The 12,603-nt window shown below is 49.2% G+C and carries 13 protein-coding genes; 9 read left to right on the forward strand and 4 right to left on the reverse strand.

Annotated features, from left to right (window positions below; translation table 11 throughout):
- Positions 1–72 precede the first annotated feature (72 nt).
- A complete protein-coding gene (locus L3N51_RS10510; RefSeq protein ID WP_238027173.1) occupies positions 73–270 on the reverse strand; it encodes a DUF1404 family protein in 198 nt (65 codons plus the stop codon).
- A gap of 377 nt (positions 271–647) precedes the next feature.
- Here L3N51_RS10510 and L3N51_RS10515 point away from each other — a divergent pair, with 377 nt between their 5' ends.
- A complete protein-coding gene (locus L3N51_RS10515; protein WP_238027174.1) occupies positions 648–890 on the forward strand; it encodes a hypothetical protein in 243 nt (80 codons plus the stop codon).
- A gap of 25 nt (positions 891–915) precedes the next feature.
- Here L3N51_RS10515 and L3N51_RS10520 read toward each other — a convergent pair whose 3' ends face one another.
- The gene (locus L3N51_RS10520; protein WP_238027175.1) at positions 916–1,194 is read right to left on the reverse strand and encodes a DUF5658 family protein; all 279 of its coding nucleotides are present in this window, start codon (positions 1,192–1,194) and stop codon (positions 916–918) included.
- A 161-nt stretch (positions 1,195–1,355) separates the two neighbouring features.
- Between L3N51_RS10520 and L3N51_RS10525 the strand changes: the two genes are divergently transcribed.
- Both L3N51_RS10525 and L3N51_RS10530 read left to right on the forward strand, forming a co-directional pair.
- Complete coding sequence (locus L3N51_RS10525) at positions 1,356–1,859, forward strand: hypothetical protein (RefSeq protein ID WP_238027176.1); 504 nt, start codon at positions 1,356–1,358, stop codon at positions 1,857–1,859.
- Between the two features lie 121 nt (positions 1,860–1,980).
- On the forward strand, positions 1,981–4,473 hold the full coding sequence (locus L3N51_RS10530; RefSeq protein ID WP_238027177.1) for a protein kinase domain-containing protein: 2,493 nt from the start codon (positions 1,981–1,983) through the stop codon (positions 4,471–4,473).
- A gap of 17 nt (positions 4,474–4,490) precedes the next feature.
- Here L3N51_RS10530 and L3N51_RS10535 read toward each other — a convergent pair whose 3' ends face one another.
- Positions 4,491–6,524 carry a hypothetical protein gene (locus tag L3N51_RS10535; RefSeq protein WP_238027178.1) on the reverse strand — a complete coding sequence of 678 codons (2,034 nt, stop codon included), beginning with the start codon at positions 6,522–6,524 and terminating at the stop codon, positions 4,491–4,493.
- Between the two features lie 180 nt (positions 6,525–6,704).
- Here L3N51_RS10535 and L3N51_RS10540 point away from each other — a divergent pair, with 180 nt between their 5' ends.
- The 6 genes from L3N51_RS10540 to L3N51_RS10565 all read left to right on the forward strand — a co-directional run bounded on the left by L3N51_RS10540 (position 6,705) and on the right by L3N51_RS10565 (position 11,716).
- Complete coding sequence (locus tag L3N51_RS10540) at positions 6,705–7,427, forward strand: electron transfer flavoprotein subunit beta/FixA family protein (protein ID WP_238027179.1); 723 nt, start codon at positions 6,705–6,707, stop codon at positions 7,425–7,427.
- The gene (locus L3N51_RS10545; RefSeq protein ID WP_238027180.1) at positions 7,424–8,287 is read left to right on the forward strand and encodes an electron transfer flavoprotein subunit alpha/FixB family protein; all 864 of its coding nucleotides are present in this window, start codon (positions 7,424–7,426) and stop codon (positions 8,285–8,287) included. Before L3N51_RS10540 ends, L3N51_RS10545 begins: the two co-directional genes overlap by 4 nt.
- Positions 8,284–9,489 (forward strand): FAD-dependent oxidoreductase, encoded by a 1,206-nt coding sequence (locus L3N51_RS10550; RefSeq protein WP_238027181.1) that lies wholly within the window; start codon positions 8,284–8,286, stop codon positions 9,487–9,489. Before L3N51_RS10545 ends, L3N51_RS10550 begins: the two co-directional genes overlap by 4 nt.
- Positions 9,490–9,753: a ferredoxin family protein gene (locus L3N51_RS10555; protein WP_238027182.1), complete on the forward strand. Its 264-nt coding sequence runs from the start codon at positions 9,490–9,492 to the stop codon at positions 9,751–9,753. It abuts the gene before it with no gap.
- A gap of 62 nt (positions 9,754–9,815) precedes the next feature.
- Entirely contained in the window at positions 9,816–11,000 is a 1,185-nt protein-coding gene (locus tag L3N51_RS10560) for a VWA domain-containing protein (RefSeq protein WP_238027183.1), read from the forward strand.
- The gene (locus tag L3N51_RS10565; RefSeq protein ID WP_238027213.1) at positions 10,994–11,716 is read left to right on the forward strand and encodes an enoyl-CoA hydratase/isomerase family protein; all 723 of its coding nucleotides are present in this window, start codon (positions 10,994–10,996) and stop codon (positions 11,714–11,716) included. The genes L3N51_RS10560 and L3N51_RS10565 overlap by 7 nt, the downstream gene beginning before the upstream one ends.
- Here the strand turns inward: L3N51_RS10565 and L3N51_RS10570 are convergent.
- Positions 11,713–12,549, reverse strand: a complete 837-nt coding sequence (locus L3N51_RS10570) for a DMT family transporter (protein ID WP_238027184.1) — start codon at positions 12,547–12,549, stop codon at positions 11,713–11,715. The two genes, L3N51_RS10565 and L3N51_RS10570, sit on opposite strands and share 4 nt — an antisense overlap.
- Between the last annotated feature and the right edge of the window lie 54 nt (positions 12,550–12,603).

A 12,603-nucleotide genomic window follows, 5' to 3' on the forward strand; every position in this document is an offset into this window, starting at 1 on the left:
ATTCAAAACGCGTATTACCCTGGTAAAAAACTTTTCAAGGGCCGAGGCACTGACGTCAAGTTCAGGGAAATGCTACACTGGAATCACCCCAATCACTGCAAATTTCCAATCTGATCTCAAGAGGGTGTAACCAAAAATGAAACCTGAGGCCACCACCACATAATGGGATAACATGTACACGGTTGCGGAGTGAAATTCCGCGCTCTCGGTTACCGGATTGAGCCCCGTCACGGCGAGGACTAGGGCAAGACCAAATAACTTCCTGTTCATTTATTAAGATTCTTGGATGAGGTTTAAAAGAAAGGATATGTGTATTTGCTAGACTATAATATTATCTTGTTTAAGCACAAAATTGCTTAAAACCTTTTGAAGATAACCTTACTAAAATAATAATCGGTTGAATCATAAGGGAAACACACGAAAGAATTTTAATTAATTAGAAGAGATCATCGTCTCTACTAAAAACTTTTAAATCGTTTAACGAACTTATGCCCGTTATCTCTTTGGGGGTTAAGGGGGCGGAGGACCCCATCTGTGAGGGATGGATAGCCCCCTTATAGAAAGGTTTTAAATGATAACATACGTAAATTAACTGTGGCCTGCCAAACCCCATCGTGCGGTAATAGCCGTGGGATGGCCACCTAGGGATGGAACAGCCCGAAGTTAAGCTTGCGGAGACCGATGCCTCCGTAACCCTCCTGCCACACGGGGCGTCAAGGATGGGTTCCATTCGACGGAACCTCCGCTGTGGATGGAGGGGATCGAGCATGGTCAATGAACCAAGAAGCCTCATCCGTGAGGGTGGGGCAGTTCACTGTTTCAATGTCGTGCCTTTACGCTGTGTTAAGTTACTCTTGATGAATGATATATCCAATTCCTCATCAATATGAAGAATGTGAAATTACTTTGAGAACGTTAGAAAAGGGTTAACATATTGGATAAATCGGCTATTGCAAATAACCCAACCAGCACTAGGGCTGGTAAAATCACCGATTTCCTTACCAAGAATGCGGAGCCAACGATTGCAATAACCTTGAGTGAGGTCATTAACAAGAGAAGGAATAAGGGATTTCCTTGAAACATGTGCAATAATGCGTTCTGTTCCGTGTATCCCGCTTGAACACCTAGATACGTCGTAACTATGTCAATGAGCCCTAAACTGCCAAGTAATGGAAGAAGTATTCTTTGAATCATAAGCTATTATCGATATCTAACATTAAAAGTTGCATATGTTTAAGTTTATCGTTATATATAGAAAGAACTAAAGAAGTATACTCTTATGTGCACTTAACTACATATGAACATAAAGTTTATTACCCATATTTTGTTAATAGATATAATAATGGTGAAAAAGTTTGAACACTAGCCTAAAGATAGGCGAGGTCATAGCCATAGTGCTCATTGCGGGCGCTCTCTCCCTGGGTTTCCTGGGGGGAAATGTGAGCGCTCAAGTTCCATCAATACCCTCACTCTCGGTTCTTGATCATTACACAGGCCTTGGATGGTCACTGGTTAGCTCTTTTAAGGGGGTAGCTGATAGCTCTCCCACTGCGTTTCTTCAGAGTTTCGGATCTTACGCAATATCCTATGCCAACCTCACGGATAGCGGGGGAGATTTACTAACTGTTCTCCAGGTTTACTTCCCATCCAATCATGCTGCACTGTCCTACTTGGAGTCTGTGGCACCTTCAAGTCCACAGCTGGTAAATAATGTATGGGTATCCACGTACTCCCTTGGACAAACAGAGATAGTCTATATGGTGAGCGGGTCTCACTTCATTCAAATTTCATATGTGGGTAGCTCAGGAGCCTTGCCCAGCTTGAACTCCCTGGAACAACTTGGAATGTCCCTGCTTTAAGACTTAACTGCAATTTTATTTTTGAACCCTCACTTTCTGTTCAAGGCCTAGTAATGCTATCAGTTTTCTATTATGGCGAAGTTAAAATAGGATTGAAGGATTTATACTCAAGGGAAACGCTGTGCAGAGACCCACCTTCAAGGCCCTTTCTATCATCTACATGGCATTTGTCGCCTACCTGCTTGTCTTCTTCCTCTTTGACGATTTTCACGTCTCCACCTATGCCCTTTTGACTGGTCTCTCTCTCCTTATTTCCTGTATACCTCTTGCCTTCCCCAGGGCTAATCTTTACGTCATCCCTGTTTATTCCGTAACCCTGTTTGTGGTCCCACTTTTCCTCGATATTTCGAACCTGAATTTAGTTGTGGCGATTCTCTTGACAGTTTCGTCTTTAGGGCTCGCTTTATCCGCAGGAGATTTAAGGAAACCGTTCCTGGTACCCCTTCTCGTATTTCTGGTTGTATTTGGGATCTCCTATTCAGTTACTGGAATAATTCTGGTTGAGTCTGGCGTTTATTCCTGGTTTCCGTTTCTGGCTGGAATTCCTCTCTTCATATCCCCTGTTATGAAGTTGATTGAAAGCAAATGGAACGTGATACCAGCTCTTGCATTGGTACTAGTTTCCCAGTTTATGGTCACTGGTTCCAATCTCCTCAACTTTAGCATTTCAACTCTTCTCTCGGTGTCGTCAATCTCAATAACGCTGTGGGGAGGCATAGCTTTCCTCGTCTCAGTCATTATCTTGGCTCTAGGCGGTAGGAGACCAGTCCCACTGATTTTCCTGGCGTTGTCAGGACTGGTATACCTGTTAGGTCCCATTCAGCTTGCATCCCTCCCTCTCCAGATAGGCTCGGTGAGCATTGCTGAAGGAAAGGAGGTCAAGGGACTTGAGGTGAAAGCTGAAGGGAACAAGATAGTTGTAAGGTTTCCAGAGAGGGGGATGAAGACCACCCTTTTGGTTGACTCTTTACCACAAAAGTTCTCCTGTAACAATTCCGAATGTACCTCCACGATCTTTACAGGTCCGGGGGCTCATGAAGTTAAACTTTGTGTGGCCGGCGAATGCGTTACGCAGAATATTACAGTCACCCATTTAGCCTCCACTCCCATCAGGATAGAGTACAGCCTAAATGGCAACAAACTGAAAATAGTGGTCAAGGTAACTGGCAAGGTTAACTCCCTTGACGTGACTGTTAATGGTGATCCTGTGAAACTTCAGGAGAACGGCAAGGAGTACACGGGGGAATACCCAATTTCTTCCCCTGGAAAGTATGTGATAGAAGCCACTGCCACCATCAGGAGTAACACAGTTTCTGTATCAAGGGAGGTTGAGGTCGAGTCTCTTAACCTTGAAATCAGTCTTAAGATAGATCAAAGATGGCCAGATCTAGTCATCACCGCTGAAACCCTGGTGGATGGCTCTAAATCGCCGGTGGATAAGATAAGGATCAAGGTAAACGACGAAGATATTTCCTTTAGCAACCCTGACACTGGAGTTTATACTGCGACTCTTACCTCCCTGGAGGGGAAAACGTATGAAGTGGTGGTTGAGGCTCAGAAGGGTGAAATTACCAGAGTGGAGAGAAGAAAAGTGACGATCTCTCCACCCCTCCTAAGCTCCTGGGATCCCAAGATCTGGATCGGGAAAACTGTTTACGGATATGATGTGGAAGGAGTCCTCGGTATTGGGGGAACGTCGTTCGTCCTTCTGGGGAAGAGGGAGAACAGGAGGTATGCAATAAAGATAGCCAGCGTTTCACCCTCTTCCTCAAGCTCCTCTACAAGGCTTGGAATATCAACCTTCTCGGATTTAAGTAAGGAATCGTCAAAACTACAGGAGATTTCCGAGCGATCTAACGACATAGTTAAACTGTATGGAGTTTACGCAGATGTAAACACTATCAAGGAGATTCTGGAAGGAAAGTCCTATCTATATCTGACCAATCCCCCTGCCATAATTATGGAGTTAATGACAGGTGGCACTGCTGAGGATCTGGTAAAGAAGGAGGCTGTGTTCCTCTCTTCCAATTGGCCCTCCGTGGTGAAGCTCATCTTCACGAGCACAGTGAGGGCATTATCCGTGGTTCACAGGGAGAACTATGTACATTTAGACGTTAAGCCCAGGAACATTTTCTTCACAGAGCCTCCGGGTAATACTGGAGGAGAGGTATTGAACAACCTGATTGCCGGTAGAACTATGGTGAAACTTGGGGACCTTGGATCTGCGAGGAGAAGAGGTGAGAGAATTACCGAGTATACCGCGGAATACTGTCCTGTAGATCAGGTAGAGGACATGTTGCTGGGAAGGGGTGCTAGGCCTGACATGGACGTTTTCGCCCTGGGTGCAACCATTTACAGGCTAATTAACGGGACATCTCTTAACCCTGTGGAGGTGGTCAGGGAAATGGATGGTGCTGTTGACGCGTTTTTGAGGAGGGGAGATTTTAGAGCAAACCTTGAGAGGGCCAAAAGAGCATATGCTACCGTTCATTCCAATTTAAGGCTGAGCAGATTCCATGAAGTGGAGGGCCTGGTGAGGAAAATGACAGATCCCGATCCCACTGAGAGACCATCTATCCAAGAAGTTCTCAATGAACTTATGGCAATAAAGTGAATGAAAAACTAGGTGAGTTACTTTACCCTGAATGCTATGATGATGGCCACAGCTATGAAGACCAGGAGGGATATAACCTTCAGGTATATGGGAGATATACCAAGTGGAGATATACCAGGCGTCTGTGTAGGTTGGATTGTTAAGTTCTGTTTAGGTGGTGCTTTGGTCACGTTTGAGGTAGGCGGTGGAGTTATGGGTCGAGTCATGTTCTTTATGAAGGTTATTGTGAGGGTGGTATTGAGTGGAACATTGACCTTCAAGGGATAGGTTACGTTATAACCAGCGGGCGAGAAGGCCTTAACGAAATAGACCCCAGGAAGCAGGTATAGGGTTGAGTTTCCCGTTATGTTGTACACCGTCCCGTTCAGGTCAAGGGTTACATGGGAGAGGCCCTGAACCTCCACGTGTAGGGTAAACCTCTCCTCGGTGAAGTTAATCTCCAGGTAGAGTGACACGTTATGATAGGTCCTGCCGTTGAGCTCCAGGCTGGACGATGAGGGCGACACCTTGATTTCCCCGTTGGAGAGCTGGCCAGCAACCACCTTGACGGTGTAGTTGTAGTAGGCTGGAGGGATAACCCTGAACTGGTAAGTCCCCACGGGTTCGGACAGGACCAGGAGCCCGGTGGAGTTCATTAGGCTGTCACCTATCTCCACGCTCCAGCGAGGGACACCAAAGCCCACAATCAACAGGGTGTAAAGCGACTTCACTGGGGTGAAAACCAGGGTGGAGTTGCCTGGGGAGAGCTCGCCCCTAATGCTGTTGTAGCCGGGCTCAGGCTGCGCCGTGAAGGCGTATTGCTGGGAGGGCAGTACCAGGCTCACCGTCCCCGTGACGTTTACCTCCACGTTCCCCAGTTCCAGGATCCAGTAACCTGGATAGTTCAGGGTGATGGACGCGGTGAACCCCGGGGAGGAGGCCAGGTACACGTAAACCGCGTCGTTTACCAGCGTATACACCAGGATCCCTCCCTGTAGTGGGACGAACCCCTCCACAACTCCCTGAATGGGGGTTTCTGTTGCCCCTCCCGTGAACAGGTTCATCTCCTCAAGCTCTCCAGGGGACAGGAGGTAGGCCGTACCCTCGCTCTCGTACAGCAGGGACGTCGCGGTGAAGGTCGTGGAGGAGACGATGGCCCCATCCCTCACCACGTAGGTCTGATCCCCCGATATCACGTAGCTCACGTTGAAAGGTCCGGGTATCACCAGCTGGCCAGGGGAGGGAAGCAGGATAACTGAGGTGGTGGAGGACGCAACCACGAGACTGGAGCCGTTGAGGATAAACGCCGTACCGCTGATCCATCCGCCCGCAACGCTGGTGAGGCCCGGGACGTACAGAACCTTACCTGAGTCGGTGACCACGTAGGACTGGGAGCCCTCCACCACCAATCCCCCATGTATCACAAGAACCTTACCTGGAGCTGATACGAGGGTTTCCGGCGGGCTGGATATGATTGTTCCAGAGAGCAGGAAAAGTTGCTCTGTCTCAACCTGCACTACTCCTCCGTTCGAGGACCATACCAGAAGGTTGGCGCTATCCCCCGTGGAGTTCACCATCACTGCCTCCACCTCGCTCCCCTGTCCCAGGGGAATACTAACGTCAAGGAATTTCCCCGTGCTCATGTCCAGGGCCGTCATGTAAATCCCGGAACTTTCGTTGTAGCTCAATAACAGGTAATCTCCCACGTTTCCGATCAACATGTAGTTCCCCGACAGGGGAACCTCCATCTCCCCATTGTTCAGCACGTTCAGAATCCACATCCTTGACAGGGGCGTTCCGTTCACAACCACGTATCCCTCCACAACCACGTAATCTCCCTCCAGTCCCGCGCTCCTCACAACCCCCTGTCCCAGCGGTACTGGAGAGGCGTTCTCCCACACGTATATCTCCCCCTGAAATTCCCCAACCATGTAGTTCTCTCCAGTCACGTTGGAGTGGAACACCCCATCCACGCTCTGCACGTTATATATCACGTTCTGAACTAGAGTCTGGGAACTGGTCAGCGGAACAAGGGCCAACACCAAGAGGGTAACCAGCAGGATTATCTTCATTTTTAAGTTTCTTATCATACTGCTTTTTTAACCTTGTCCAAACTTCCCAGTAATGAAATCTCCTCTTCCTTGAGGGCCTATCATCTTCATGTATTTTAGGTATTACTTGTAATTAAATGATTCTATACGTCGCTAAACCTCAAAGATACTAATTTATGTTTCTCAAGGGTAGTTATTATCATGTCAGTAGTAGCTTGTTTTAAGGTAGTCCCAGACGATACGTCAGTCCGGGTCATAGGGGGAAAGGTGGAGACTAACGTTCCAGTGAAGATAAGCACCTACGATAAGAACGCTATAGAGGAGGCCGTAAGGGTGAAGGAGAAGCTGGGATGGAAGGCCATAGGTGTCACCGTGGGTAACACAGACAGGAAGAGCATAAGGGATGCTCTTTCCATGGGTTTGGACGAGGTGGTCGCAATTTCAGCCGGTTACTTGGACGTGGCGGGAACAGCAATGGCCCTCGCAGAGACGATCAGGGGCATTTCACCTAAGCTTGTGATAATGGCAGAGACCACCACCGATAGTAGCACTTCAGCTCTTCCTCCTTATCTTGCACAGATCTTGGGTTATTCCCTTGTCTCCTATGTTAGGTCCCTCTCCATCCAGGACTCTTCAATCACGGCAGAGAGAAGCGTTGGGGACGTAGAGGTTGTTGAGGCACCCCTTCCAGCAGTGGTGTCAGTGACAGGTGAGATAAACACGCCTAGGACGCCTTCAGTGAAGCAGATAATGGAGTCAGCCAAGAAACCTGTAAAGCAGATTAATTTCTCATCTCAACCCTTGGCAGAACTGGTTGAGGTTCAGCCCTTTGTCACGACGAGGAAGAAGGTGATAATTGAAAAGCCCATGAATGAGGCAGTGGACCAGCTCATCAACTACCTGAAGGGGGAGGGAGTACTATGAGAGTTTTAGTTGTATCTGAAGACCCAGACTTCTTCAGGTCCTCCTCCTGGGTAGCACAGCAACTGGGAGGGGAGATTCTGGGAATTCATCCCTCAGAGAGCAGGTATGTGGACAAGGTGTTCGTTCCCAAATTGGAGGGAGCGTGGGAGCTCCCCCTAGCTGAGTTTGCCTCCACCCTTAAACCGGACGTGGTGATAGCGGGGGGCACTAAACGGGATAGAACCTTTGCCTTTTCCCTAGCGGGAAAGCTCAGGAGTTCAGTTGCTTCAGACGTGATTGATGCTAAGCTTGAAGGTTCCTCTCTCATGGTGAGAAGGCCTGTTTACAGCGGGGTTGGGATTGCCACGCTCAGGCTAAAGCTACCTGCTGTGATCACTGTACAGAAGAACACCATGGAGCCCAACCTGCTCAAGGGGGAGGTTGAGAGGGTAGATCTGCCCAGATCTGTGATCACCCTGAAGGAGAGGAAAACTGCCCAGCAGTCTGTGAGTCTGGACAAGGCAAAGATAATAGTGTCCGTGGGAAGGGGAATGGGATCCAAGGATAACGTGAAGTATGCCGAGGAATTGGCCAGATTGCTCAACGGTGCGGTGGGGGGTAGCAGGCCCGTCACAGCGGAGATGGGCTGGCTCCCCGAGGATAGGCAGATAGGGCTCTCAGGGAATAAGGTTAGACCACAGCTTTACATTGCCTTGGGGATTTCAGGACAGCCCCAGCACATAGCTGGGATAAGGGACTCCAAGGTGATTGTTGCCGTCAATAAGGATAAGAACGCCCCCATCTCGGAGAACTGCGATTACCTTGTGGTTGGTGATGCCATAGAGTTCTGTAAGGTGATGATTGGGAGGCTTTCGAAATGAGCTTTGACGCTGACGTTATAGTGGTGGGTGGTGGTCTCGCCGGACTATCAGCGGGAATAACGGCTAACAGGGAAGGCCTTTCCACCCTAGTTTTGGAGAGGGGTGAGTATTCCGGGGCTAAGAACGTTAGCGGAGGAAGAATGTACATTCACGCGCTGAAAAGCCTGGTAAACGTGGATGATGCTCCTCTGGAGAAACCCATTGTGAGGGAGACCTACGAGATTGCCTGCGGAGAGAAGAAGTTAACCTTCTCCTTTTATGATCCTAACACTAGAAATAGCTACTCTGTGCTGAGGGCCAGGTTCGACCCATGGCTTGCCAAGAAGGCAGAGGAGGAGGGGGTTCTGGTCATGTATGAGACTCTGGTTCACGACGCGATGAGGGAGGATCAGGGTATAACTGTGAGGACTAACAGGGGAGACCTAAGGGCCAAGCTAGTTATCGAGGCCGATGGGGTCACCGCGGGCGTATCAAGGTATCTGGGACTCAGATCCCTCTCTCCAGAACTGCTCATGCTAGGAGTTAAGGAGGTAATAAAACCTGATCGTGTGCCAGAGGAGGGAGAGGCCAGGGTCCTAGTGGGTTACCTGAACGGTCTTCTAGGGGGTGGATTCATGTATGTTAACCAGGACACCCTATCCATAGGGGCAACGGTAAAGGTTAGCTCCCTGCAGAAGGAGAATGTCCTGGCAAGGGATATTGTGGAGGACCTCAGGACCAAGCTGGGAGTGGAGGGTGAAATACTGGAGTATTCCGCCCACCTCATTCCCTATTACGGTTACGCAAGACTTCCCCAACTCAGTGCACCCAACCTCCTCGTGACCGGTGACGCTGCAGGTTTCCTGATCAATGACGGGTTCGTCATACGCGGAATGGATCTTGCCATAGGCTCAGGAATGGTAGCTGGAAAGGCAGCAAAGAGGATACTGGAGAAAGGAGACCCATCCAATACCAAGATCTACGAGGAGATGCTTCAGGACTCCTTCGTCATGAGGGATTTAAAGACTGCTAGCAGGGCCTTTCAACTCATGAATAACGAGAGGCTATTCAGGGTGTACCCGGAACTTTTCTGCAGGGTTCTATCCAGAATGTTCACGGTGGATGGGGAGAGGAAAACATTTATGAACGTATTTCAGGAGGAGGTAAAGAAGGATAACCTCACACTGACGCAGGTGGTGAGGGACCTAACTAAGGTGATGTAAATGGACCTAGTGAAGAGATTATCCCTGAATAAGTACAGGGTTGACAGGGAGTCACACATCAAGGTTAACTTGGAGATATGCAGGACCTGTGCGGAAAAACCCTGCGTCAAGGTTTGCCCAGCAGGAACTTACGAGAGGGCGGGGGACGTGATAGAGGTGCACTACGAGAGATGCTTGGAGTGCGGAGCAGCCCTGGTAGCTTGTCCATTCGGTGCCATATCCTTCAGGTTTCCTGAAGGGGGAGTCAGCTTTAGATTTGGTTAAGTAACTTCCTCCGCAGAAGGTAATTCATTACTATTTATAACCTGCCTCTGTATATTTTTATTATGGTCCTTTCTCTACGCTTGGAGGGCTCTCACTCGTTTTCATGGAATGGCGAGTTGAGGTTCGCGTTCAGGACCACCGTGGTTCCAGAAAAAGTGAAACCTGTTCCGCTTGACCTCTTCATTGTTCTTGACACGAGCGGTTCCATGACCATTATTGACAACCCTCCGGAGGTTGACGACAGTCTCATTGCTGGAACAGCTGTGGTAGACGGCCATGAGGTGAGATACCTGAAGGATGATATTGGAGTTAAGAACAGACTGGAGGTGGCACTTGACGCCATAAGGGAGCTTCTGGAGAAGGCCGAGTCCACCACGAAGGTCACCATCATAACCTTCTCAGACAACGTGAATGTGCTCTGCAGGAGGGTTCCTCCAAGCGTGGCAATGGAGTATTTAGAGGGAATTACCGCTGATGGAAACACCGCCCTCTACACAGCTGTGAAAAAGGCCATCTCCCTGATAGATGAGAACCCTGCCAGAATACTTCTCATCACGGACGGCTACCCCACTGACGTCGAGGATGAAAGGGAGTACTCGAAACTGGAACTTCCCAGGTTCTCCCAGTTCATTCCCATAGGTGTGGGGGAATACAACGCCAAGATTCTTCGCAGTCTGGCAGATCTCAGCAATGGACGTTTCTATCACGTGAATGATGTGAGTGAGATATCCAGGATAATGGAGGAGGAGGGGGCAAAGCCATCAGGGGGAATCAGAGCCAAGGTTGACTTTTTCTCCAGGTTCCCCCTCAATTTCGTGAATTATACCCCTCCCATTTACCTTGGTACTGTGGAGGGCGTGGTGAGGATTTACGGTTTCGTCCAAGTCCCTCCTAGGTATTCAGGAGAGGTGGTGAGGGTGAGATTGACCTATACCGATACCTTTGACGAGAGGGAGCACTCCTTGGAAAGGTCCATCTCACTGACTCCAGCCACGGATAGCGCCCAGTTCGTGTCTGGTTTGAACAAGTACCTTCTGTGGGAAGTGGAGTATTACGAGAAAATGAGGGAGATATCCCAACTCCTGGAGTCGGGTATGCAGGTTGAGGCCACAAGGAAGATGCAGGAGCTAAAGGAGATTGCTGAAAGGACGAGAAAGCAAGACCTGATCGAGGCGACAAGGAAGATCATGAATGCCAGCGACGAAAAGGAGATAAGTAGTGAGATAACTAGGAAAATGAGATCATGAAGGTCCTTTACGAGGAGAAGGAAGGAGTTTCCTGGATAACCTTCAACAGACCTGAGAAACTCAACGCCCTTGATCGGGAAAGCTGGAAACTCCTCGGAGACCACTTGAGGAGGGGAGATTCCTCAAGTTCCACAGCAATAGTGATCACAGGGACGGGAAGGGCGTTCAGCTCTGGAGACGATATTGGGGCCATGGCAGAGTTGAGAGATCAGAGTGACGCCGAGAACTTTTTCAGCGCGTTGCTGTATGCAGTAGATGGGCTCATATCATCCACTAAACCCGTGATTGGTGCCGTCAATGGGTTGGCCTATGGTGGGGGATGTGAGATCCTTCTCTTCATGGATGTGGTCATCTCTGTGAAGTCAGCGAAGTTCTCAATCCCCGAGGGGAGACTGGGTCTCATCCCGCCTATGGCCCTGTCCGTCGGGTATAACTCCATTGGGCGTTCCGTGGCATGGTTGGCGATTACGGGGGAGGAAATAGATGCAGTGAGGGCTAGGGAGATAGGTCTGGTGGATATTGTGACGGACGACCTCCAATCCGAGGTGAAAAGGACTATCTCAAGGATTTCATCCATGGATCAGAGCTCGGTGAAGGTAATCAAGGCTTGGTTGCGCAAAAGCAGGGAGCATGTTAGGGAGGCCATAAGGGAACTCTCCTTCATGTCACTATCCGGCGAGGCAAAGGAGAGGATGAAGAGCTTCCTCTCCCGTTAACCCCTTCTCACGTTTATTCCAGGTATGAAGGTCAGGAACACTCCCAATAGTGTTATGGCCGAACCCACAGCTTCCTCGAGCGTTGGTAACTCCCCAAGGAGCAGGTAGGAGAAAAGGTAAGAGGATACGGGGACTAGAAGGACTACTGTGCTTGCCTTCACTGGGCCAATGGACTTCACCGCGTTAAACCAGAGGATGAACCCAAGGGCCTGTGCCGTTACTGAGACTAGGAGGGTCAGTCCTATTCCCTCCAGGCTAGGAGATATCCTTGGCTCAAGCAGGGAAACTGGTGCAATGAAAAGGCCAGAAAAGAGAGACATATAGGCGTTTAACGCCAGTACGTCCCTATCCCTAAGGTAAATCCTGTAGTAAATGGTACCCACAGCCCACGTGAGACCTCCGAGAAGGGCTATGATACTGCCCAAATCGAAATTACCTATTCCCACAGACGCTATTACGCCTGTGAAAGCGAGCACAATCCCCAGGGCCTGCAGGAGGTTTATCCTCTCCTTCAGGACCAGCCTCGAAAGTATGAGAACGAAGACCGGTTGTGTATAAATGAGGGTTGAGGCCAGTCCTGGATTGGCCGAGTACTGTATGCCCAAGTTGAGAAGAATGAGGAAAATCCCTATGTTCAACAGGGCCGAGATAGACTCCTTGACGCCGTAAGCCAGCTTCCTCACAAAGAGAAATAGCAGTGTCCCTCCCACAGTTACCCTTATCAATGCTATCATGAAGGGGGACATGAACTCCAAAGCAAGCTTAATTATGGGAAACGCAGATCCCCAGAATATTATCAGCAGTATTAATCCCAGGTACTGTTTTGATGGCACAGTTGAGGAATTCCTCAAATGTTTAAAAGTTCATTTGTGAAGATTACTCCTTCA

Origin of the sequence: Metallosphaera javensis (ex Hofmann et al. 2022) (assembly GCF_022064045.1) — an archaeon.
Taxonomy (GTDB): Archaea; Thermoproteota; Thermoprotei_A; order Sulfolobales; family Sulfolobaceae; genus Metallosphaera; species Metallosphaera javensis.